The following is a 22,381-nucleotide window of genomic DNA, read 5'->3' on the forward strand; positions in this document are numbered from 1 at the left end:
CGCGGCCATCTGCTCGCCGCGGCCGGCCGGCCCGAGGAGGCGGCGGCCGCGTACCGACGCGCCATCGAGCTGACCGCGGACGCCGGCGTGGCCGCCCATCTGCGGCGACGCATGCCCTGACCGGCCACGGCGCCGCGGACCGTTGCCATGATCAACGCCGATGCCATACGGTTTGCTCGTGCAGCGAGGGGGTCGCAGCGTGCCGGCTGCGCGGGGGCGTGGTCGCCCCGTCGGCGCCGACTCCGCGCAGACCCGCCGCCGCATCGTGCGTGCCGCGCGCGAGGTGATCAACCAGCGCGGCTACCCGGCGATGACGTTCCAGGCGATCTCCAAGCACACCGGACTGAGCCGGCCGACGCTGCACTACTACTTCGCCACCCGCGAGGACGTGTACCGCGCCGTGATGGAAGAGACGAAGTCGATGCTCACCTCGGCGGTCGAGCGGGCGCTGGCGCACGACGCGCTGCTCGACCGGCTGGCCACCTTCTTCGTCGCGCTGCAGGAGGCCGAACACCGCGACCGCTCGACCATCGCCTTCACCATCTCGGCCCGGCTCGAACCGCAGCGCAACCCCGAGCTGCTGCCGTTCAGCGTGCCGTCGCCGGTGCGGCAGTTCCTCACCAGGGTGGTCGAGGACGGCGTCGCGCACGGCGAGATCCGGGCCGACGCCGACACCGCAGGGATCGTGTCGATGCTGCACGTCGTGATGTGGGGCCTCGGGTGCTACGCGAGCTTCGTCGCACGTCCCGACGACATGGAACCGGTGACCCAACAGCTGGTCCGGCTGTTCGCCGGCGGGCTGCCCACCAACGATGCCGGCGACCGGCCGGCTTGAGGCCGAAGACACGCATCGCGACACGCCGAGCGGTGTCGGAGGTCGGTCATAGACTGGCCACCCTATGAGCGGTTCATCGTCTAATTCCTCGGGGTCGTTTGTTCACCTGCACAACCACACCGAGTACTCGATGCTCGACGGTGCCGCGAAGGTCAAGCCGATGCTCGCCGAGGCGCAGCGGCTGGAGATGCCCGCGATCGGGATGACCGACCACGGCAACATGTTCGGCGCCAGCGAGTTCTACAACGCCGCCACCGACGTCGGGATCACCCCGATCATCGGGGTGGAGGCCTACATCGCCCCGGCGTCGCGGTTCGACACCAAGCGGGTGCTCTGGGGCGACCCGAGCCAGAAGAGTGACGACGTGTCGGGCAGCGGCTCGTACACGCACATGACGATGGTGGCCGAGAACGCCACCGGCCTGCGCAACCTGTTCAAGCTGTCGTCGCTGGCCTCGTTCGAGGGGCAGCTCGGCAAGTGGTCGCGGATGGACGCCGAGATCATCGCCGAGCACGCCGAGGGCATCATCGCCACCACCGGCTGTCCGTCGGGCGAGGTGCAGACGCGGCTGCGGCTCGGGCACGAGCGCGAGGCGCTGGAGGCGGCGGCCAAGTGGCGGGAGATCTTCGGGCCGGAGAACTTCTTCCTCGAGCTGATGGACCACGGCCTCGACATCGAGCGCCGGGTCCGCGAGGGACTGCTGGAGGTGGGCCGCAAGCTGTCGATCCCGCCGCTGGCCACCAACGACTGCCACTACGTCACCCGTGAGGCCTCCCAGAACCACGAGGCGCTGCTGTGCATCCAGACCGGCAAGACGCTGTCGGACCCCACCCGCTTCAAGTTCGACGGCGACGGCTACTACCTGAAGTCGGCGGCGGAGATGCGGGCGCTGTGGGACCAGCAGGTCCCCGGCGCGTGCGACTCGACGCTGCTCATCGCCGAGCGCGTGCAGTCCTACGCCGAGGTGTGGCAGCCCCGCGACCGGATGCCCGTCTTCCCGGTGCCCGAGGGTCATTCGCAGGAGAGCTGGCTGCGGCACGAGGTGAGCGCCGGCCTGGAGCGCCGCTTCTCCGGCGGCACGGTGCCGCAGGAGTACCTCGACCGCGCCGACTTCGAGATCAAGGTCATCTGCGACAAGGGCTACCCGTCGTACTTCCTCATCGTCGCCGACCTGATCAACTACGCCCGCTCGGTGGACATCCGGGTGGGGCCGGGGCGCGGATCGGCGGCGGGCTCGCTGGTGGCCTACGCGATGGGCATCACCAACATCGACCCGATCCCGTACGGGCTGCTGTTCGAGCGGTTCCTCAACCCCGAGCGCGTCTCGATGCCCGACATCGACATCGACTTCGACGACCGCCGCCGCGGTGAGATGCTGCGCTACGCCGCCAACAAGTGGGGCAGCGACCGGGTGGCCCAGGTCATCACCTTCGGCACCATCAAGACCAAAGCGGCGCTCAAGGATTCGGCCCGGGTGCACTACGGTCAGCCGGGCTTCGCGATCGCCGACCGGATCACCAAGGCGCTGCCGCCGCCGATCATGGCCAAGGACATCCCGCTCTCGGGCATCACCGATCCGGCCCACGATCGGTACAAGGAGGCCACCGAGGTCCGCGGGCTGATCGACACCGACCCCGACGTGCGGACCATCTACGAGACCGCGCGCGGGCTCGAGGGCCTGGTCCGCAACGCCGGCGTGCACGCCTGTGCGGTGATCATGAGCTCCGAACCGCTGGTCGACGCCATCCCGCTGTGGCGGCGGCCGCAGGACGGCGCGGTGATCACCGGCTGGGACTATCCCTCGTGCGAGGCCATCGGCCTGCTGAAGATGGACTTCCTCGGCCTGCGGAACCTGACGATCATCGGCGACTGCCTGGAGAACATCAGGGCCAACCGGGGCATCGACCTCGATCTGGACACCGTGCCGCTCGACGACCCGGCGGCCTACGAACTGCTCGGACGTGGCGACACGCTGGGTGTGTTCCAGCTCGACGGCGGGCCGATGCGCGACCTGCTGCGGCGGATGCAGCCGACGGGGTTCGAGGACGTCGTCGCGGTGATCGCGCTGTATCGGCCGGGGCCGATGGGCATGAACGCCCACAACGACTACGCCGACCGCAAGAACAACCGTCAGGCCATCAAGCCGATCCATCCCGAGCTCGAGGAGCCGCTGCGCGAGATCCTCGCCGAGACCTACGGCCTGATCGTCTACCAAGAGCAGATCATGCGCATCGCGCAGAAGGTGGCCGGCTACTCGCTCGCCCGAGCCGACATCCTGCGCAAGGCCATGGGCAAGAAGAAGCGCGAGGTGCTGGAGAAGGAGTTCGAGGGCTTCTCCGACGGCATGAAGGCCAACGGGTTCTCCGCGGCGGCGGTCAAGGCGCTGTGGGACACCGTGCTGCCCTTCGCCGACTACGCGTTCAACAAGTCCCACGCGGCCGGGTACGGGCTGGTGTCCTACTGGACGGCGTACCTGAAGGCCAACTTCCCGGCCGAGTACATGGCCGGTCTGCTCACCTCCGTCGGCGACGATAAGGACAAGGCCGCGGTCTACCTGGCCGACTGCCGCCGGCTGGGCATCACCGTGCTGCCGCCGGACGTCAACGAGTCGGTGCAGAACTTCGCCTCGGTCGGCACCGACATCCGGTTCGGGCTCGGCGCGGTGCGCAACGTCGGCGCGAATGTGGTGGCGTCGCTGGTGAACACGCGCGCCGCGAAGGGCAAGTACACCGACTTCTCGGACTACCTCAACAAGATCGACATCTCGGCGTGCAACAAGAAGGTGACGGAGTCGCTGATCAAGGCCGGCGCCTTCGATTCGCTCGGCCATCCCCGCAAGGGCCTGTTCCTGGTGCACACCGACGCGGTGGACTCGGTGCTGGGCACCAAGAAGGCCGAGGCGATGGGGCAGTTCGACCTGTTCGGCGGCGCCGACACCGCGACCGATGCGGTGTTCACCATCAAGGTTCCCGACGAGGAGTGGGAGGACAAGCACAAGCTCGCCCTGGAACGGGAGATGCTCGGGCTGTACGTGTCCGGCCACCCTCTCAACGGGGTGGCCCATCTGCTGGCCAACCAGGTCGACACCCAGATCCCGGCGATCCTCGACGGTGACGTCGCCAACGACGCGCAGGTGCTGGTGGGCGGCATCCTCGCCTCGGTGAACCGGCGGGTGAACAAGAACGGATTGCCCTGGGCCTCAGCGCAACTCGAGGATCTCACCGGCGGCATCGAGGTGCTGTTCTTCCCGCAGACCTACTCGTTGTTCGGCGCTGAGATCGCCGACGACGTGGTGGTGCTGGTGAAGGCGAAGGTGGCCGCCCGGGACGACCGGATCGCGCTGATCGCCCACGAACTGGTGGTGCCCGACTTCTCCAGCGCGCAGGTGAACCGCCCGCTCGCGGTGAGCCTGCCGACGCGGCAGTGCACCGTGGACAAGGTGAGCGCGCTCAAGGCGGTGCTGGCCAACCACCCGGGGGTGTCGCAGGTGCACCTGCGGCTGATCAGCGGTGAGCGCATCACCACCCTGGAACTGGACCAGGCGCTGCGGGTCACCCCGTCACCGGCGCTGATGGGCGACCTGAAGGCACTGCTCGGGCCCGGCTGCCTCGGCGGTTAGAGGTCGATCCGGACGATCGCGCTGTCGTCCCAGAGGTGGCGGGCGCGCGCCCGTCGCACCTTCTCGCGCCACGGCAGGTTGCTGTGCACGTTGCGCACGCCAGGGATCTTCAGCAGGGGGACCACGTTGTACTGCCAGCCGTAGCGGTGGCGCAGCAGCTCTTCGGCCGCTGCGGCAGGGGCACCGGACAGGATCGTCGCCCGCCCGTCGACGGTCCCGGATTCGGGGCTGACGCGCCCCCGGTGGTCGCACACCCGCAGGTGCACGCGTGGGTCGTGGGTCAGTCGGCGGGTCTTCGGGCCGATCTTCGTGCGGAACACCAGCGCGGAGCCGTCGAACGCGAACCAGATCGGGGTGTCGACGGGGGTGCCGTCGCGACGGTAGGTGCGCAGCAGCGCGTAGCGGGAGTGTCGGAGGTCGTCGAGGGTCTGCATGATGTCGAGTCCAGCACTTAGAGTTGACTCCAAGTCAAGAGGAGGGCGGGTGGCGATGACGGCGAGCCTGACGATCGGCGAGGTGGCCCGCCGCGCGGGGATCGCGGCGACCACGCTGCGGTACTACGAGCAGATCGGGCTGCTGGCGCCCGCGGCACGGGTGGGCGGTCAGCGCCGTTACGGCGACTCGATCCTGGCCCGGCTCGAAGTGATCCGGCTGTGCAAGACGGCGGGATTCGCACTGGAGGACATCGCGGTGCTGTTCGCCGACGATGCGCCGGGGCGGCCGGTCAGCCGATCGCTGGCGCGGTCGAAGCTCGCCGAGATCGACGCCAGGATGGACGAGTTGCGCCGGGCGAGGGAGATCGTCGAGTGGGGGATGGCGTGCACCTGTCCCTCGATCGACGACTGCACGTGCGGGGTGCACGCGATCGGCTCGGCGACGCCGATGAACTCCGGCTGCGTCACGATGGACCGGTGACCGACGACATGACCGGCGACACCGCGCAGACCTCCCGTCACATCGGGGTGTGGATCGACGCGCCGCCGGAGGTGGTGTACGCCTTCGCCTCCGACCCGCAGCAGATGCCGCGCTGGGCGGCGGGACTGGCCGCGGGCGAGCTGCGGCGAAGCGACGAGGGCTGGGTGGCCGACTCGCCGATGGGGCGGGTGAGCATCGAGTTCGCGCCGGTCAACGAGTTCGGCGTGATCGACCATGTCGTGCGGCTGCCGTCCGGCGAGGCGGTGTACAACGCGCTGCGCGTCGTTCCTGTAGGAGTCGGTGTGCCGCGCTGCGAGGTCGTGTTCACGGTGCGGCAGCGCGCCGGGATGACCGGCGAGGAGTTCGAGGCCGACGTCGCGGCGGTGACCGCGGACCTGCAGGAACTGCGCAGGCTGCTGGAGCGCTGAGCTACTGGCGGTCGGTGCAGAAGACGCCGAGGCCGAGCCAGGCGATGGTGGCCGCCGCGGCACCGGCGAGCACCGCAGGCGCGGCGCTCATGGTGGCGACGCCGACGATCACGGTCACCAGGGCGCCGAGCATCAGCGCGATCACCTTGTACGCGGGCCATGGCACACCGGCGACACTCACATCGCACGTCGCACGGGAGACCGTGGAACGGAGATGGCCTGCGGTGGTCATAGGTCGAGGGTACCTCTCAACCATGGTTTCGGCCAGCCGAAACTCTCAATACGGGCACCGGCTTTCTGTACCCGCCTAAACTTGTTTCATGCCGCTGACCGGAGAATACGAACCGAGCACGTCGGACTGGGCACGCGAGAACGCCGAGCAGTACATGGCCTCGGGGGGCACCGAGGGCACCGAGCTGAAGGGCCGCCCCGTCATCCTGCTGACCACTGTCGGCGCCAAGACCGGCAAGCTCCGCAAGACCCCGCTGATGCGGGTGGAGAACAACGGGGAGTACGCGGTTGTCGCGTCGCTCGGCGGCGCGCCGAAGCATCCCGTCTGGTACCACAACATCAAGAAGAACCCGCGCGTCGAACTGCAGGATGGTCCGTCCACCCGCGACTACGACGCCCGCGAGGTGTTCGGCGACGAGAAGGCCGAGTGGTGGGAGCGAGCCGTCGAGGTCTGGCCGGAGTACGCCGAGTACCAGGAGAAGACCGACCGGGAGATCCCGGTGTTCGTGCTGAGCCCGGCCGAGTAGACCGGTCTGGCAAAACCGGCTGTACCCCTGCGACGGGCGGATGGCACCATTGAGCGGTGTCCGCCGACCTGAGCCAGCCCGTCACGTCGCCGTTGACCGCGGCCGACATCGACGAGGCCGCCGCGCGGATCGCCGACATCGTGGTGCGCAGCCCGCTGCACCTGTCCGAACGGCTGTCCGAGGCCACCGGTGCGACGGTGTACCTCAAGCGCGAGGACCTGCAGGCCGTCCGGTCCTACAAGCTGCGGGGCGCCTACAACCTGCTGATGCAGCTGTCCGACGCCGAACTGGCCGCCGGCGTGGTCTGCTCCTCGGCCGGCAACCACGCCCAGGGCTTCGCGCTGGCCTGCCGGTCGATGGGCATCAGGGGCCGGGTGTACGTACCGACAAAGACGCCCAGGCAGAAGCGTGACCGCATCCGCTACCACGGCCGCGAGTTCATCGACCTGATCGCGGTCGGCGCCACCTACGACCTGGCCGCGGCGGCCGCCCTCGACGACGTGGCGCGCACCGGGGCCACGCTGATCCCGCCGTACGACGACCTGCGCACGATGGCGGGCCAGGGCACCATCGCCGCGGAGATCCTCGACCAGCTCGACGCCGAGCCGGACCTGGTGATCGTCCCGGTCGGCGGCGGCGGGTGCATCTCCGGCATCACCACCTATCTGGCCGAGCGCACCACCAACACCGCGGTGCTCGGTGTGGAACCCGCGGGTGCGGCGGCCATGATCGCCGCCCTGGCCGCCGGCGAACCGGTCACCCTCGACCACGTCGACCAGTTCGTCGACGGCGCCGCCGTGAACCGCGCGGGCAGGCTGCCGTTCGCCGCGCTGACCGCCGCGGGGGACATGGTGTCGCTCACTACGGTCGACGAAGGCGCGGTGTGCACCGCGATGCTGGACCTGTACCAGAACGAGGGCATCATCGCCGAACCGGCCGGGGCGCTGGCGGTGGCGGGGCTGCTGGAGGCGACGGTCGAACCGGGGACCACGGTGGTGTGCCTGATCTCGGGAGGCAACAACGATGTTTCGCGCTACAACGAGATCCTCGAGCGCTCGCTGGTCCACCTCGGGCTCAAGCACTATTTCCTGGTCGACTTCCCCCAGGAGCCGGGCGCGCTGCGCCGCTTCCTCGACGAGGTGCTCGGTCCGGGCGACGACATCACGCTGTTCGAGTACGTCAAGCGCAACAACCGGGAGACCGGCGAGGCGCTGGTCGGCATCCAGCTCGGCTCGGCCGCCGACCTCGACGGGCTGCTGGTGCGCATGCGCAGCTCGGACATGCACGTCGAGACCCTGGAGCCGGGTTCGCCGGTCTACCGCTACCTGACCTAGGGGCTCAGCCGCGGCCTACGCCGAGCGCAGCACCGCGAAGGAGTGCCCCGGCAGCCGGGTCGCCTCGCCCTCCACCGCCGGCTCGTCCCAGGAGAGCACCACTTCGCCGGTGACCGGGACGGTTACCGGTTCGGCGCCGAGATTGCAGGCGACGGCGAAGGCGCCGCGGTGCATGACGAGCCAGCGCTGCTCCTCGTCGTAGTCCACCCGCAGGTGATCCAGCCACGGATCGGCAAGGTCGGGTTCGCGGTGCCGCAGCGCGATGAGATCGCGGTAGACGGCCAGCATCCGGGCGTGGTCGCCGTCGGCCACCTCGTCCCAGTTCAGCTTGGAACGCAGGAACGTCTCGGGGTCCTGCGGGTCGGGGATCTCGTCGGCGTCCCAGCCGTGTTCGGCGAACTCCGCCTTGCGGCCCTCGGCGGTGGCCCGCGCGAGTTCCGGTTCGGGGTGGGAGCTGAAGAACTGGAACGGTGAGGACGACGCCCACTCCTCACCCATGAAAAGCATGGCGGTGTAGGGCGATCCGAGTGCCAGCGCCGCCTTGACCGCGAGCTGACCGGGTTGCAGGTTCTGCGACGGACGGTCGCCGACGGCGCGGTTGCCGACCTGGTCGTGGGTCAGCGTGTAGGCGAGCAGCCGGGTGGCCGGGATCGACGAGGTGTCCAGCGGCCTGCCGTGCCTGCGGTGCCGGAACGACGAGTACGTGCCCGCGTGGAAATACCCGTTCCGCAGCGTCTGCGCCAGCGTTTCGATCGAGCCGAAATCACCGTAGTAGCCCTGTGTCTCGCCCGACACCGCGGAGTGGATGGCGTGGTGGATGTCGTCGTCCCACTGTGCGGTCATCCCGAGGCCGCCACGCTCGCGGGGTGTGATCAGTCGCGGGTCGTTCATGTCGCTCTCGGCGATCAGTGAGAGCGGACGGCCGAGTTCGGCTGAAAGCGCGTCGGTTTCGGCGGACAGTTCCTCGAGGATGTGGAATGCCGTGGTGTCGACGAGGGCGTGCACGGCGTCCAGCCGCAGTCCGTCGGCGTGGAACTCGCGCATCCACCGCAGGGCGCAGTCGATGATGTAGCGGCGCACCTCGTCGGCGTCGGCGTCGGCGATGTTGATCGACTCGCCCCACGGATTGCTGCCGCTGGAGAGGTACGGGCCGAACCGGGGGAGGTAGTTGCCCGACGGTCCGAGGTGGTTGAACACCGCGTCGATCAGCACACCCAGTCCGCGCCGGTGGCAGGCGTCGATCAGCCGGATCAGGCCGTCGGGGCCGCCGTAGGGTTCGTGCACCGCGTACCAGAGCACGCCGTCGTAGCCCCAGCCGTGGGTGCCGCCGAATGCGTTGACCGGCATCAGTTCCACGACGTCGACACCGAGATCGATCAGGTGGTCCAGCTTGTCGATCGCCGCGTCGAAGGTGCCCGCCGGGGTGAAGGTGCCGACGTGCAGCTCGTAGATCACCGCACCCTCGATCGACCTGCCCGCCCAGTCGGAGTCGGTCCAGGCATCGGCTGCGGGCCGCCAGCGCTGCGAACGCTCGTGCACGCCCTCGGGCTGGCGCGGTGACCGAGGGTCGGGCAGCACCTTCGGGTCGTCGTCGAGCACGAAGCCGTACCGTGCGTCGATGCGGGCGTCGACGTCGGCGCGCCACCAGCCGTCGCCGGAGGCGACCATCGGATGCAGCGTGCCGTCCACATCGAGGCGCACCCGCTCGGGCCGCGGCGCCCACACCGCGAACTCAACCATTGGCTTCCCCCGGTCGCTGCGCTCCGCCCCCGGGACCGCTGCGCTCCAGCAGCGCAACGGGCAGGTCGGCGAACAGCTCGATCACCGGGACAGAACCGCTGAACCGTCCGCCGCCGATCCGGTCGGTCCACTCGCCCGCGGGTAGCGGCAGAGTCGTGTCACCCCAACCGGATTCGGTGAGACCGACACTGTGCCGGGTCACCGCGGTGAGCACGTCGGCGCCGCGGGTGAAGGCCAGCACGTGCTGGGCGGCCGCGCCGTCGGCGAGCACCGGGCGGTAGTCGCCGGAGAGGAACGCGTCCGGACGCTCGCGGCGCAGGTGCAGCGCCTCACGCACCACCCGGATCTTGGGATGGGTGGCCGCCTCCAGCGCCGCGCGCCGCTCGGCGTAGTCGACCGGCCGCCGGTTGTCTGGATCCACCAGGCTGTCCTCCCACAGTTCGGTGCCCTGATACACGTCGGGCACGCCGGGTGCGGTGAGGGCCACCAGTTTCTGCCCGAGACTGTCGCTGCGCGCATGCCGGTCGAGTTGTTCGAGCAGCCGGGTCAGTTCCGCGCCGACGGGTCCGTCGAGCACGGTGTCCAGCCACTTGTGCACCGCCGATTCGAAGGTCTCGTCCGGGTCGTTCCACGACGTGTGCAGCGCGGCCTCGCGGATGGCCTTCTCGGCGTAACCGTGCAGCCGTTCCCGCAGCTCGGGCGTCACCGTGCCGTCGGCGGGCCAGACGCCGAAGACGTTCTGCAGCAGGAACATCGCGGTGCCGGAATCGGGTGGCGAGGTGCGCTCCAACCAGGCCTCGACGTACTGCGCCCAGAGTGCGGGCACCTGCGAGAGCACTCCGATACGGGCCCGCACATCCTCACCGCGCTTGGTGTCGTGCGTGGTGAGCGCGGTCATCGCCGACGGCCACAGCCGGGCGCGGGCGTCGGCGCGCTGGTGGAACTCCGCGGTGCTGACCCCGAACTTCTCGGGTTCGTTGCCGACCTCGTTGAGCGACACCAGCCGGGCGTCCCGGTAGAACAGGCAGTCCTCCATCGACTTGGCGGTGGAGGCGCCGCACAGCTGTTGCAGCCGCACCGACGTCTCGCGGTTCGCGGTGACCGCCGTGCTCAGGATCGTCAGCGGTTCGGCGAGGTCAGGGCGTTCGGCGACGGTCTCCTCGACGGCGACGGGCAACACCAGCGACAGCGACGGGTAGTCCGACCGGTACACCCCGATGTGGCTCAGCAGGGCGGCGATCGCGGTGGGCAGCTGCGGGTGGTCGACGCCGGTCGCGCCGGTCACGGTGCGGTGCAGCCGGGCCAGTTCGCTGCCCAGCGTGTCGGTGACCGCCTGCGCCTTGAGCCTGCGGGCCTCCGCGGGGGTCGATGCGTAGTCGACCCCGGTGGACTCGTAGAGGTCGGTCAGCGGCGCTTCACCGGCCGGGTCGAGGAACACCCCGCCTACCTCGCGCAGCGCGTCGTAACCCGTCGTCCCGGCGACGGGCAGGCTGAGATCGAGCGGTTCGTCGACGGCGAGGATCTTCTCGATCACGATCCAGGCGTCGTCGCCGAGCAGGTCCCGCAGCCATGCCAGGTAGCCGGCCGGGTCGGACAGGCCGTCGGGATGGTCGATGCGCACACCGTCGACCAAACCGTCGGCCACCCAGCGGCCCACCTCGGCGTGGGTGGCCTCGAACACCGCCCGGTCTTCCTGACGCAGCCCCGCCAGCGAGGTGATGGAGAAGAACCGCCGGTATCCGCAGATGCCGTTGCGCCAGCCGATCAGGCGGTAGTGCTGCCGGTCGTGCACCTGCGCGCCGGTGGCGTCCTGGCCGGCGGTGCCCGGCGCGATCGGATAGGCCAGATCGCCGAGGCGCAACACCGGTTCGTCACCGCTGCGGTCGACCACCAGGTCGGCGACGTCGTCGTCGGAGCCCAGCACCGGCAGCACGATCCGGTGGTCGGGATCGAGATCCCAGTCGATGTCGAAGTAGGAGTGGTACGCCGATTCGCGGCCGTGCGTGAGCACGTCCCACCACCAGGCGTTCTGGGCGGGGGAGTCGACGCCGACGTGGTTGGGCACGATGTCGACCACCAGACCCAATCCGCGTGCCTTTGCGGCCGCGGACAGGCGTGCGAGACCGTCGGGGCCGCCGAGCGCGTGGGACACCGTGGTGGGGTCGGTGACGTCGTAGCCGTGGGTGGACCCCTGCGCCGCGGTCAGGATCGGCGACAGGTACAGGTGCGAGACACCCAGCGCGTCCACGTAGTCGAGAACGTTCTCGGCGTCGGCGAAGGTGAAGCAGTCGCCGCGCATCTGCAGTCGGTAGGTCGAGAGCACGCGATCCATCGGTCAGGCCGTCTTGCGCAGCACGAGAACCGAACGCGCGGGCAGCGAGATCTTCTCGCCCGCGGCCACCACCAGGTCCGTGGCGCCGGTGGGATCGGCGGTGTCGAGCTCGGCGGTCCACTCGTTGGCGTAGAAGCCCTCCGGCGCGGCGAAGTCCTGCACGCGGTCATGGGCGTTGAAGCACAGCAGGAAGGAGTCGCCGACCACCCGTTCGCCGCGCGCGTTCGGCGCGAAGATGGCCTCGCCGTTGAGGAACACTGCGACGCACTGGCCCAGCCCGGTGCCCCAGTCCTGCGGCGTCATCTCCGTGCCGGCCGGTGTCAGCCACGCGATGTCGCGCACCTCGTCGCCGCTGCGGATCGGTTTGCCCTCGAAGAACCGCCTGCGCCGGAACACCGGATGCTTCTTGCGCACCCCGATCACCTTGCGGGTGAAGTCCAGCAGGTCGGCGTTGGTCTCGCACAGCGACCAGTCCATCCAGGCGATGTCGGAGTCCTGGCAGTACACGTTGTTGTTGCCGCGCTGCGTGCGGCCGATCTCGTCGCCGTGCGCGATCATCGGCGTGCCCTGCGACAACATCAACGTCGCCAGGATGTTGCGCATCTGCTTGCCGCGCAGCGCCGTGATGTCGGGATCGTCGGTCGGCCCCTCCACGCCGCAGTTCCACGACCGGTTGTGGCTCTCGCCGTCGCGGTTGTCCTCACCGTTGGCCTCGTTGTGCTTCTCGTTGTACGACACCAGGTCGTTCAGGGTGAAGCCGTCGTGGCAGGTGACGAAGTTGATGCTGGCGCTGGGCCGGCGTCCGGTGGCCTCGTAGAGGTCGGACGATCCGGTCAGCCGCGAGGCGAACTCGCCGAGGGTCGCGGGCTCGCCCCGCCAGTAATCACGCACAGTGTCGCGATACTTCCCGTTCCACTCGGTCCACAAACCTGGGAAATTGCCGACCTGGTAACCGCCTTCGCCGATGTCCCATGGTTCGGCGATCAGCTTGACCTGACTGACCACCGGGTCCTGCTGCACCAGGTCGAAGAACGCCGACAGCCGGTCCACGTCGTAGAACTCGCGGGCCAGGGTGGAGGCCAGGTCGAAGCGGAATCCGTCGACGTGCATGTCCAGCACCCAGTAGCGCAGGGAATCCATGATCAGCTGCAGGGTGTGCGGGTGGCGGGCGTTGAGGCTGTTGCCGGTGCCGGTGAAGTCCTTGTACAGCCGCAGGTCGCCGTCGAGCAGCCGGTAGTAGGCCGCGTTGTCGATACCGCGGAAGTTGATCGTGGGCCCGAGGTGGTTGCCTTCAGCGGTGTGGTTGTAGACGACGTCGAGGATGACCTCGATGCCCGCCTCGTGGAAGGCCTTCACCATCGTCTTGAACTCGGCGACGGCGCCGCCGGCGTGCCGGTTGGACGCGTATTGGTGGTGCGGTGCGAAGAACCCGAAGGTGTTGTAGCCCCAGTAGTTTCGCAGTTCCAGATCGAGCAGCCGGTGATCGTGCATGAACGCGTGCACGGGCATCAGTTCGATCGCGGTGATGTTCAGCGACTTGAGGTGGTCGATGATCACCGGATGGGCCAGGCCCGCATAGGTGCCGCGCAGCTCCTCCGGGATGCCGGGGTGGGTCTGCGTCATGCCCTTGACGTGGGCCTCGTAGATCACCGTCTCGTGATAGGGCGTGCGCGGCGCCCGGTCGGATCCCCACTGGAAGAACGGGTTGATCACGACGCTGGTCATGGTGTGCCCGAGTGAATCCAGCTGCGGCGGGGTGCCACCGGAGGCGAGGTCGTCGGCGGCCAGGTCGTAGGAGAACAGCTCCTGGCCGAAGTCGAAGTCGCCGTGGAAGGACTTGCCGTACGGGTCGAGCAGCAGCTTGCTCGCGTCGCACCGGTGCCCGGCGGGCGGGTCCCACGGCCCGTACACGCGGAATCCGTAGCGCTGTCCCGGGGTGACGGTGGGCAGGTAGGCGTGCCACACGTATCCGTCGACCTCTTCGAGGTCGATCCGCTCCTCGGTGCCGTCCTTGGCGATCAGGCACAGTTCGACGCGGTCGGCGACCTCGGAGAACAACGAGAAGTTGGTGCCGGCACCGTCATACGTGGCGCCCAGCGGATAGGACTCGCCCGGCCAGACGGTGGTGGCGCTGCGCGGCTTCGGCGCGGGGGATGCTGCGGTCACGGGGTCACCACCAGCCGGTGGCAGCGGCGATCTGTCGTCCCAGTTCGTTGGTCATGGTGCGCATGTACGTTGCCGAGATGTGGTGAGAGTCGTGATACAGCAATATGTTTCCCTCCACTACGCGACAGTAGTCCTGGCGACACACCGCGTCGCTCAGGTCGAGGGCCTTCAGCATCGGGAATTGAGCGACGAAGTCGAGTGTCGGGTTGTGGTCGGAGAGTACCTCGGCCCGCTTGATGCCGCAGGAGATCGCATCGCCGCCGTCGGCCAGGCAGTCGGCCGGAAAGTACGGCTCGCCGTCGCGCACCAGCCATGGCGTGTCGCGCATCGCGAGGATCGGAATCCGGTTCTGCGACAACCGTTCCCAGATGCCGAGGTAGCTCGGCGGCATCACGTCGCCCGGCTTGGTGATCCATGGCCGGGTCGAGGTGGTGAACACGTAGTCGGGGTGGTCGGCGATCAGCTTGTCCATCACCCGTTCGTTCCACTGATGGCACTTCGGGTACGGCCGGTTGTCGCCCATCACCAGCGGCACCTGTTCGGTGGTGAGCGGGCAACCCATCTTCAGATAGGTGACCACCCGGAAGTTGTGCAGCCGGCCCAGCAGGTCGAGCGCGGTGACCCAGTGCTCGGCGTGCGACCCGCCTGCCAGGGCGATGGTGCGGGTCGCGGTCTTGTCGCCGTAGGTGCAGTTGATCACACCGATGTTGTCGAAGTCGCTGATGCAGCCGTCGTTGGTGGTGGCGGGCAGGTCCTTCTTGGCCTCCAGCACGGTGGGCCGCATCGGCAGCTTGGGCACCTTCGCCTGGTTGAGCAACGCGCGCGCACCGGGGTAGTCACGGGCCGACAGCCCGGACAGCTCCTTGCCGCTGGCGCGTTCGACGGTGACGTGTTCGCGCCACGTGAACGAGGTCGCCGTGAGCGCCACACCGAGCAGCGCGACCACCGACCCGAGCACGATCGTCGGCCTGCGCAACCGCTTGCGCAGAGGCACCGCGGGGCTGGTCGCCGCAGGCGCGCGGTAGCGGAGCGGCTCCTCGATGTAGCGGGTCGTCAGCCAGGCCAGCACGCCCGAAACCAGCAGCACACCCGCGCCGTCGAGGAGGCTCGCGCGCTGGTGTCCGGTGTAGGAGAGCCAGAAGATCAGCAGCGGCCAGTGCCACAGGTACAGGGAGTAGGCCATCGCACCGAGGGCGACGAACGGCGCGGTGGCCAGCAGCCGGTTGGGGGCGGGCAACCGGCCGCCGGTGTGCGGATCGGCGAGCCGGTTGGCGGCCGACAGCACGAACAGGATGGTGGCGCCGACCGGCACCAGCGCCCAGGGGCCGGGGAACTCCTTGACGCCGTCGATCAGCGCGCCGCAGGCCAGGATCGCCGCCAGCGCGACCGTCGCGACGATCGTCCGCAGCCACATCGGCCAGCGCACGTACTGCACCAGCGCGCCTGCCAGCGCGCCCAGCAGCAACTCCCAGGCCCGCGCGAAACTGTTGTAGTAGGCGGTGGCCTGGTCGGCGTTGTGCGCGAAGATCGCGTACACGAACGACGCGACGGTCAGCGCGGTGAGCACCACCACGAACACGGCCTTGAGGTGGCGCCGCAGGATGCGGCGCAGCAGCACGGCCAGGCCGAGGATCAGCGCCAGGAAGGCGATGTAGAACTGGCCCTGCACCGACATCGACCAGATGTGCTGCAGCGGGCTGACCGTCTCGCCTGCCCGCAGGTAGTCCGACGCCGTGTTGGCCAGCTCCCAGTTCTGGTAGTAGCCGAGGCTGGCCAGGCTCTGGTCGGCGAAGGTCTCCCACCGGGTCTCGGGCTGGACGAGGATGGTCAGCACCGCGGCGGCGGCCAGCACCACCACCAGCGCCGGCAGCAGCCGCCGCCCCAGCCTGATGACCTCGCGCCCCGGCCGCAGGGACACGCCGGGGGTGAGCGCCGCGCGCAGCAGGCGGCCGCCGAAGAAGAAGCCCGACAGCGCCAGGAAGACGTCGACGCCGCCGGAGACGCGGCCGAACCAGATGTGGAACACCGCCACCATCGCGATCGCGACACCACGAAGACCGTCGAGGTCGTGTCGGTAGAAGCCCGACATTCGGGAACCCATGGCGGCGCGCGGCGCGTAACCGATCTCGGTGGCGGGCGCCGGCCTGGGGGCGGCGAGGGTGATCATGGTCGAGAAGCAATTTACCCAACTTCTGCCGATGACTCATGTCGCGGTGGTCGCCGCCCGCTGCCCGAGCAAAGAAGTAGGCTCGTAGCCCGTGCCCCTGACGCCCGCGGAGATCAGTGCGATCGACGCCGCCCACGTGTGGCACCCGTACAGCACCATCGGCGCCGAGGCGTTCCCGCCGGTGGTCGCGGTGGGTGCGCGGGGCCCCCACCTGACCGTGGTGCGCGAGGGGCGCGAGGTCGAGGTGCTCGACGCGATGGCGTCGTGGTGGACCGCGATCCACGGTCACGGACACCCGGCGCTCGACGCGGCGATCGTCGACCAGCTGGCGACCATGAACCACGTGATGTTCGGCGGCCTCACCCACGAGCCGGCGGCCCGGCTGGCGCAGCTGCTCGTCGAGGTGACGCCCGAGGGCCTGGACACGGTCTTCTTCTCCGACTCCGGCTCGGTGTCGGTCGAGGTGGCCGCCAAGATGGCGCTGCAGTACTGGCGCAGCCTCGGCAGGCCGGGCAAGCACCGGCTGATGACGTGGCGCGGCGGCTACCACGGCGACACGTTCACCCCGATGAGCGTGTGCGACCCCGACGGCGGCATGCACTCGCTGTGGACCGACGTGATGGTGCGGCAGGTGTTCGCGCCGCCGGTGCCCGCTGCCCACGACCCCGCCTACTCCGCGGAGTTCGAACGCCTGCTGGCCGCCCACGCCGACGAGGTGGCGGCGGTGATCGTCGAGCCGGTGGTGCAGGGCGCGGGCGGGATGCGGTTCCACGACCCGCGCTACCTGGTCGACCTGCGGGACATCTGCGACCGGCACGGCGTGCTGCTGATCTTCGACGAGATCGCCACCGGCTTCGGGCGCACCGGCGAGCTGTTCGCGGCCGACCACGCCGGCGTGCGGCCGGACGTGATGTGCGTCGGCAAGGGACTCACGGGCGGGTACATCACGCTGGCGGCCACGCTGTGCACCGCCGAGATCGCGCACATCATCAGCGCGGGGGAGCCCGGCGCGCTGATGCACGGGCCGACGTTCATGGCCAACCCGCTGGCGTGCGCGGTCGGGGTGGCCTCGGTGGAGCTGCTGCTCGCGGGGGACTGGCGGGCCCGGGTGCGTGCCATCGAGGCGGGTCTGCGCACCGGGCTGGCGCCGGCGCGGGAGGTGACGGGCGTCGCCGATGTGCGGGTGCTCGGCGCGATCGGGGTGATCCAGCTGGACCGGCCCGTCGATGTGCCGTTGGCCACCGTGACCGCGCTGGACCACGGGGTGTGGCTTCGGCCGTTCCGCGACCTCGTCTACGTGATGCCGCCCTACATCTGCGATGCCGGCGAGGTCGACCGGATCACCGCGGCGATGGTCGCGGTCGCCCGTGCGCTAACCTGAACGGTGTTCAAGTCGTCGAGAGGAGGGGCCGGATGACACGCGCGGGCCTCTCACCGCTGTCATGGCTGGCCGACGTCGAGCAGCAGCGCCGCGCCGACGGACTGCGCCGCTCCCTGCGGCCCCGCCCGCCCGTCGGCGCCGAACTCGACCTGGCCTCCAACGACTACCTGGGCCTGTCCCAGCATCCCGACGTCATCGCAGGCGGCGTCGACGCGCTGCGCACCTGGGGCGCCGGCTCCACCGGATCCCGGCTCGTCACCGGCAACACCGAGCTGCACGAGGGATTCGAACGCGCGCTCGCCGACTTCGTCGGAGCCGAGTCGGCGCTGGTGTTCTCCTCGGGCTACACCGCCAATCTCGGCGCCGTCGTCGCCCTCTCCGGTCCGGGGACACTGCTGGTCTCCGACGCGCTCACCCACGCCTCCCTGGTCGACGCCTGCCGGCTCTCGCGGGCCAGGGTCGCCGTGACGCCGCACCGCGACGTCGGCGCCGTCGCCGCGGCGCTGGCCGGGCGCACCGAATCCCGCGCCGTCGTGCTGACCGACTCGGTGTTCTCCGCCGACGGCGTGATGGCGCCGCTGCGCGCTTTGCACGACGTGTGCCGGCGTCACGGCGCACTGCTCGTCGTCGACGAGGCGCACGGCCTCGGGGTGCGCGGCACCGGCGGGCGCGGGCTGCTGCAGGAGGTCGGCCTGGCAGGCGCCCCCGACGTCGTCATGACCACCACCCTGTCCAAGGCGCTGGGCAGCCAGGGCGGCGTGGTGCTGGGACCGGCGGCGGTGCGCGCGCATCTGATCGACGCGGCGCGGCCGTTCATCTTCGACACCGGGCTGGCGCCCGCCGCGGTCGGCGCGGCGTGGGCCGCATTGCGACTGCTGGCCGCCGAACCCTGGCGGGCCGGTGCGGTGCTCGACCGGGCCGCCGGCCTGGCCGACATGTGCGGCGTTGCCGAACGCCCCGAGTCCGCCGTGGTGTCGGTGGTGCTCGGCGAGCCGGAGGTCGCACTCGCGGCGGCGACCGACTGCCTGGAGCACGGGGTGCGGGTCGGGTGTTTCCGGCCGCCGACGGTGCCCGCGGGGACGTCGCGGCTGCGGCTGACCGCGCGGGCGTCGCTCACCGACGACGACATGGCGCTGGCCCGTGACGTGCTGACCCGCGCGCTGGCCGCGGCCCGCGGGTGACTGTCTGCCTCGTCACCGGCACCGACACCGGCGTCGGCAAGACGGTCGCGACGGCGGCGCTGGCGTGCGCAGCAAGGCTGGCCGGCGTCGACGTCGCGGTGTGCAAGCCCGTACAGACCGGCGCCTGGTCCGACGACGGTGACGGCGACGACGACCTCGCCGAGGTGCGACGCCTCTCGGGGGTGACGGCCCTGCACGGGTCGTGGCGTTATCCCGAACCGCTGGCTCCGGTGGCCGCGGCCCGCCGCGCCGGCCTGCCGCTGCCCACGCTGGGCGATCTGGTCGACTCTGTGCGCACCGTGGACGCTCCCGGCCGGCTGACACTGGTGGAGGGGGCGGGCGGGCTGCTCGTGCACGTCGGCGCCGACGGCGCGACGCTGCGCGACCTCGCGGTGGCGCTGTCCGCGCCGGTGCTCGTGGTGGTGAAGGCCGGCCTCGGCACCCTGAATCACACTGCGCTGACGCTGGAAGCGCTTGCCCGCGATGACGTTCAGTGCGCCGGCGTGGTGATCGGCGCGTGGCCCGCACAGCCGGGTGTGGCCGAGACGGACAACAGGGAGTCGCTGTCCGGACTGGCGCCGGTGCGGGCGGTCCTGACCGCGGGCGCGGGAACCATGAGCGTGGCGGAGTTCGAGGCGATGAGCGCTGCGGCGTTCGACCCCGGCTGGATCGCGAGCCTCTAAGTGGTGCACAGCGTCGAGCTGATCTTCGACGACGACACCGATGCCGCGATCCGGCAGGTGTGGGACGAGCTGATGGCGGCGGGCGTGCGGAGCCAGGCGGGGCACAGGTCGCCGAGCAACCGTCCGCACGTGACGCTGACGGTGGCCGAAGGGATGGACTCCGCGGTCGACACGGCGTTGTGTCCCGTGCTGGCGCGGCTTCCACTGGAGTGCACGATCGGCGCGCCCATGCTGTTCGGCGGCCGCGCCTTCACCCTGGTGCGGCTGCTCGTTCCCTCGGCGGAACTGTTGGCGCTGCATGGGGAGGTCCATCGGCTGTGCCTGCCGCACATGCCGAACGGCGTTCTGCCGCATGCTGATCCGGGTCACTGGACGCCGCACGTGACGCTGGCGCGGCGCGTCCCGGCCGACCAGCTGCCCGCGGCGTTCGCCGTGGCGTCGGTGACGCGCGACGTGCGGGGCCACGCCGTCGGGCTGCGGCACTGGGACGGCGACGAGAAGATCGAGTACCCGATCAGCTGACCGTCGCCGACTGCGCGCCGGGTTCTACATCAGGGTCGCGAACGCGCCTGGGCCGCAACCTATGTGCAGAATTCGCGGCAGTGACTGACAGCGCGCACGTCGTCGACGGTGATCACGCTCGCGTCCCGCGCACCCATTCGTGTTCGGCGACTCCGATTCCGTTGACCAGCAGTTCGACGCCGAAGCGGAACCGGGCGGTGGCGTCGTCGCCCAGCGCCGACTGACCCTCGGGAAGCTCCGCGCCTGCGGCGTCCCACTGCAACCGGGACTGCTCGTCGGCGGTGAAGCCGAGCACGTAGTAGACCACCGTGCGGGCCGCCAGATCCGTGTGCGCGGGGTCGACCCCGGCATCGGCGGCGGCCACGCCGAGGTGTCCGACGATCCGGGTCATCGCCTCGGACTGGCCTGCGGCGAAACTCGCCGAGACCAGCTCGGCGCCGTCGGTGTGCGACAGCAGCGCGTCGCGCAGCGTCCCGCAGAGGCCGGCGATGCGGTCACGCCAACCACCGGGCACCTCGCCGACCGGTTCGAGGATGCGGTCGGCCACCGCGCCCAGGAGCTGCTGCTTGTTGGCGAAGTGCCAGTACAGCGCGCCCGGCGTGACGTTGAGTTCACGGGCGAGCCGGCGCATCGTCAGGTCGCTGATGCCGTACTCGTCGAGGATGGTGGTCGCCGCGTCGACCACGTCGCGTTTGTGCAGCTGCACACCACTACCCTAACCTGAACACCGTTCAAGACGTGAAGGAGTAACGGGTGAGCGACATTCTGGCAGTGGCACGCGAGCAGGTGCTCGAACGCGGCGAGGGTCTCACGCAGGACCAGACGCTGCAGGTGCTGCAGCTGGGCGACGACCGCCTCGACGACCTCCTGGCGCTCGCCCACGACGTGCGGATGAAGTGGTGCGGACCCGACGTCGAGGTCGAGGGCATCATCAGCCTCAAAACGGGCGGGTGCCCCGAGGACTGCCACTTCTGTTCGCAGTCCGGGCTGTTCGCCTCCCCGGTCCGCAGCGCCTGGCTGGACATCCCCAGCCTGGTGGAGGCTGCCAAGCAGACCGCCAAGACCGGCGCGACGGAGTTCTGCATCGTGGCGGCGGTGCGCGGCCCGGACGAGCGGCTGCTGGCGCAGGTCGCCGCGGGCATCGAGGCCATCCGCAACGAGGTCGACATCCAGATCGCCTGCTCGCTGGGCATGCTGACCGAGGAGCAGGTCGAGAAGCTGGCGGCGATGGGCGTGCACCGCTACAACCACAACCTGGAGACCGCGCGGTCGTTCTTCACCAACGTCGTCACCACCCACTCGTGGGAGGAGCGCTGGGACACGCTGCGGATGGTCCGCGAGGCCGGCATGGAGGTGTGCTGCGGCGGCATCCTCGGCATGGGGGAGTCGCTGGAGCAGCGTGCGGAGTTCGCCGCCAACCTCGCCGAGCTGGACCCGCACGAGGTGCCGCTGAATTTCCTCAACCCGCGTCCCGGCACGCCGTTCGGCGATCTGGACGTGCTGCCCGCGTCGGAGGCCCTCAAGGCGGTCGCGGCGTTCCGGCTGGCGCTGCCGCGGACCATGTTGCGCTTCGCGGGCGGGCGCGAGATCACGCTCGGCGACCTGGGCGCCAAGCAGGGCATCCTCGGCGGCATCAACGCCGTCATCGTCGGCAACTACCTGACCACGCTGGGCCGGCCTGCCGAATCGGACCTCGCGCTGCTCGAGGATCTGCAGATGCCGATCAAGGCGCTCAACGCGACCCTGTAGAACCGTAGGTGATGAGCCACGAACTGCCGGCGCCGGTGAGCGCCGGTGTCTACAACGTCTACACCGGCGGGCCCGCGGGCAGCGTCGTGCCGACGGCCGCGCAGCTGGGGCTCGAGCCGCCGCGGTTCTGTGCCGGCTGCGGGCGCCGGATGATCGTGCAGGTGCGGCCGGACGGGTGGTGGGCGAAGTGCTCGCGGCACGGCTTGGTCGACTCGCACGACCTGGAGATGCAGCGGTGAGCACGCCGACGGCGCCGGACGCCGGCCGCAGGCGCGCGGTGCTGGTGGTGATCGGTGGGCTGGTCGCCGCGGGCGTGCTCGCGGGGGCGCTGTGGGCGGTCCTGGCGCCGCCGGTGCACGGCGTGGTGGTGCTCAACCGCCAGGGCGAGCGGGTCAAGGCGTTCCTCGGCGACGAGGCGGACCATTTCTTCACCTCGTCGGCCCTGCTGGTCGGCATGCTGCTGGTGGTCGCCGTGGTGGCCGCGGTGCTGGTGTGGCAGTGGCGGGCGCACCGCGGACCGGTGCTGGTGGCGGCCCTCAGCGGCGGGTGCGCGCTGGCGGCCGCCGCAGCC

General features: G+C 70.0%; 20 protein-coding genes. 13 read left to right on the forward strand and 7 right to left on the reverse strand.

Annotation, left to right across the window (positions count from 1 at the left end; translation table 11 throughout):
- The first annotated feature begins 199 nt into the window (after positions 1-199).
- Positions 200-835 carry a TetR/AcrR family transcriptional regulator gene (locus tag H7I41_RS26600; protein WP_264015641.1) on the forward strand — a complete coding sequence of 212 codons (636 nt, stop codon included), beginning with the start codon at positions 200-202 and terminating at the stop codon, positions 833-835.
- A gap of 64 nt (positions 836-899) precedes the next feature.
- Complete coding sequence (dnaE, locus tag H7I41_RS26605; protein ID WP_264015642.1) at positions 900-4,454, forward strand: DNA polymerase III subunit alpha; 3,555 nt, start codon at positions 900-902, stop codon at positions 4,452-4,454.
- Here the strand turns inward: dnaE and H7I41_RS26610 are convergent.
- Positions 4,451-4,888, reverse strand: coding sequence for a PPOX class F420-dependent oxidoreductase (locus tag H7I41_RS26610; protein ID WP_264015643.1), 438 nt, complete (start codon positions 4,886-4,888; stop codon positions 4,451-4,453). The genes dnaE and H7I41_RS26610 overlap by 4 nt on opposite strands.
- 55 nt (positions 4,889-4,943) lie before the next feature.
- Between H7I41_RS26610 and H7I41_RS26615 the strand changes: the two genes are divergently transcribed.
- On the forward strand, positions 4,944-5,369 hold the full coding sequence (locus H7I41_RS26615) for a MerR family transcriptional regulator (protein WP_264015660.1): 426 nt from the start codon (positions 4,944-4,946) through the stop codon (positions 5,367-5,369).
- Between the two features lie 8 nt (positions 5,370-5,377).
- Positions 5,378-5,797, forward strand: coding sequence for an SRPBCC family protein (locus tag H7I41_RS26620; RefSeq protein WP_264015661.1), 420 nt, complete (start codon positions 5,378-5,380; stop codon positions 5,795-5,797).
- A gap of 1 nt (position 5,798) precedes the next feature.
- Here H7I41_RS26620 and H7I41_RS26625 read toward each other — a convergent pair whose 3' ends face one another.
- The gene (locus H7I41_RS26625) at positions 5,799-6,029 is read right to left on the reverse strand and encodes a hypothetical protein (protein ID WP_264015644.1); all 231 of its coding nucleotides are present in this window, start codon (positions 6,027-6,029) and stop codon (positions 5,799-5,801) included.
- A gap of 88 nt (positions 6,030-6,117) precedes the next feature.
- Here H7I41_RS26625 and H7I41_RS26630 point away from each other — a divergent pair, with 88 nt between their 5' ends.
- Positions 6,118-6,555, forward strand: a complete 438-nt coding sequence (locus H7I41_RS26630; protein WP_264015645.1) for a nitroreductase family deazaflavin-dependent oxidoreductase — start codon at positions 6,118-6,120, stop codon at positions 6,553-6,555.
- 56 nt (positions 6,556-6,611) lie between these two features.
- Complete coding sequence (gene ilvA / locus H7I41_RS26635) at positions 6,612-7,889, forward strand: threonine ammonia-lyase IlvA (RefSeq protein WP_264015646.1); 1,278 nt, start codon at positions 6,612-6,614, stop codon at positions 7,887-7,889.
- Between the two features lie 15 nt (positions 7,890-7,904).
- Here ilvA and treZ read toward each other — a convergent pair whose 3' ends face one another.
- From treZ to sucT, 4 genes are read right to left on the reverse strand one after another with little or no spacing between them, the layout of a single operon-like run.
- Positions 7,905-9,629: a malto-oligosyltrehalose trehalohydrolase gene (treZ, locus tag H7I41_RS26640; RefSeq protein WP_264015647.1), complete on the reverse strand. Its 1,725-nt coding sequence runs from the start codon at positions 9,627-9,629 to the stop codon at positions 7,905-7,907.
- On the reverse strand, positions 9,622-11,961 hold the full coding sequence (gene treY, locus H7I41_RS26645; protein ID WP_264015648.1) for a malto-oligosyltrehalose synthase: 2,340 nt from the start codon (positions 11,959-11,961) through the stop codon (positions 9,622-9,624). Before treY ends, treZ begins: the two co-directional genes overlap by 8 nt.
- A 3-nt stretch (positions 11,962-11,964) precedes the next feature.
- On the reverse strand, positions 11,965-14,127 hold the full coding sequence (gene glgX, locus H7I41_RS26650; protein WP_264015649.1) for a glycogen debranching protein GlgX: 2,163 nt from the start codon (positions 14,125-14,127) through the stop codon (positions 11,965-11,967).
- Between the two features lie 4 nt (positions 14,128-14,131).
- Complete coding sequence (gene sucT / locus H7I41_RS26655; RefSeq protein ID WP_264015650.1) at positions 14,132-16,294, reverse strand: acetyltransferase SucT; 2,163 nt, start codon at positions 16,292-16,294, stop codon at positions 14,132-14,134.
- 91 nt (positions 16,295-16,385) lie between these two features.
- Between sucT and H7I41_RS26660 the strand changes: the two genes are divergently transcribed.
- Genes H7I41_RS26660 through H7I41_RS26675 form a run of 4 tightly spaced genes read left to right on the forward strand, consistent with a single transcriptional unit; the run spans position 16,386 to position 20,061 of the window.
- Complete coding sequence (locus H7I41_RS26660) at positions 16,386-17,675, forward strand: adenosylmethionine--8-amino-7-oxononanoate transaminase (protein WP_264015651.1); 1,290 nt, start codon at positions 16,386-16,388, stop codon at positions 17,673-17,675.
- Positions 17,676-17,707: 32 nt separating this feature from the next.
- Entirely contained in the window at positions 17,708-18,856 is a 1,149-nt protein-coding gene (locus H7I41_RS26665; protein ID WP_264015652.1) for an 8-amino-7-oxononanoate synthase, read from the forward strand.
- The gene (gene bioD, locus H7I41_RS26670; protein ID WP_264015653.1) at positions 18,853-19,539 is read left to right on the forward strand and encodes a dethiobiotin synthase; all 687 of its coding nucleotides are present in this window, start codon (positions 18,853-18,855) and stop codon (positions 19,537-19,539) included. Before H7I41_RS26665 ends, bioD begins: the two co-directional genes overlap by 4 nt.
- Positions 19,540-20,061, forward strand: coding sequence for a 2'-5' RNA ligase family protein (locus H7I41_RS26675; RefSeq protein ID WP_264015654.1), 522 nt, complete (start codon positions 19,540-19,542; stop codon positions 20,059-20,061).
- Between the two features lie 112 nt (positions 20,062-20,173).
- Here H7I41_RS26675 and H7I41_RS26680 read toward each other — a convergent pair whose 3' ends face one another.
- Positions 20,174-20,767 carry a TetR family transcriptional regulator gene (locus H7I41_RS26680; protein WP_264015655.1) on the reverse strand — a complete coding sequence of 198 codons (594 nt, stop codon included), beginning with the start codon at positions 20,765-20,767 and terminating at the stop codon, positions 20,174-20,176.
- A gap of 47 nt (positions 20,768-20,814) precedes the next feature.
- Between H7I41_RS26680 and bioB the strand changes: the two genes are divergently transcribed.
- From bioB to H7I41_RS26695, 3 genes are all read left to right on the forward strand, one after another.
- Positions 20,815-21,810: a biotin synthase BioB gene (gene bioB / locus H7I41_RS26685; protein ID WP_264015656.1), complete on the forward strand. Its 996-nt coding sequence runs from the start codon at positions 20,815-20,817 to the stop codon at positions 21,808-21,810.
- Between the two features lie 11 nt (positions 21,811-21,821).
- Positions 21,822-22,049, forward strand: coding sequence for a biotin synthase auxiliary protein BsaP (gene bsaP, locus H7I41_RS26690; RefSeq protein ID WP_264015657.1), 228 nt, complete (start codon positions 21,822-21,824; stop codon positions 22,047-22,049).
- Positions 22,046-22,381, forward strand: a 336-nt coding sequence (locus tag H7I41_RS26695) for a DUF2567 domain-containing protein (protein WP_264015658.1), incomplete at its 3' end; no start/stop codon positions are given. The genes bsaP and H7I41_RS26695, both read left to right, overlap by 4 nt.

It is taken from the genome of [Mycobacterium] manitobense (assembly GCF_025821665.1).
Classification (GTDB): Bacteria; Actinomycetota; Actinomycetes; order Mycobacteriales; family Mycobacteriaceae; genus Mycobacterium; species Mycobacterium arseniciresistens.

What these genes read in the sequence shown, in the direction of transcription:
- H7I41_RS26665 (WP_264015652.1), top strand. Translation starts at nt 17,708, where the DNA reads ATGACACGCGCGGGCCTCTCACCGCTGTCATGGCTGGCCGACGTCGAG.
- H7I41_RS26620 (WP_264015661.1), top strand. Translation starts at nt 5,378, where the DNA reads ATGACCGGCGACACCGCGCAGACCTCCCGTCACATCGGGGTGTGGATC.
- treZ (WP_264015647.1), bottom strand. Translation starts at nt 9,629, where the DNA reads ATGGTTGAGTTCGCGGTGTGGGCGCCGCGGCCCGAGCGGGTGCGCCTC.
- bsaP (WP_264015657.1), top strand. Translation starts at nt 21,822, where the DNA reads ATGAGCCACGAACTGCCGGCGCCGGTGAGCGCCGGTGTCTACAACGTC.
- treY (WP_264015648.1), bottom strand. Translation starts at nt 11,961, where the DNA reads ATGGATCGCGTGCTCTCGACCTACCGACTGCAGATGCGCGGCGACTGC.
- H7I41_RS26610 (WP_264015643.1), bottom strand. Translation starts at nt 4,888, where the DNA reads ATGCAGACCCTCGACGACCTCCGACACTCCCGCTACGCGCTGCTGCGC.
- dnaE (WP_264015642.1), top strand. Translation starts at nt 900, where the DNA reads ATGAGCGGTTCATCGTCTAATTCCTCGGGGTCGTTTGTTCACCTGCAC.
- H7I41_RS26630 (WP_264015645.1), top strand. Translation starts at nt 6,118, where the DNA reads ATGCCGCTGACCGGAGAATACGAACCGAGCACGTCGGACTGGGCACGC.
- H7I41_RS26615 (WP_264015660.1), top strand. Translation starts at nt 4,944, where the DNA reads ATGACGGCGAGCCTGACGATCGGCGAGGTGGCCCGCCGCGCGGGGATC.
- H7I41_RS26625 (WP_264015644.1), bottom strand. Translation starts at nt 6,029, where the DNA reads ATGACCACCGCAGGCCATCTCCGTTCCACGGTCTCCCGTGCGACGTGC.
- sucT (WP_264015650.1), bottom strand. Translation starts at nt 16,294, where the DNA reads ATGATCACCCTCGCCGCCCCCAGGCCGGCGCCCGCCACCGAGATCGGT.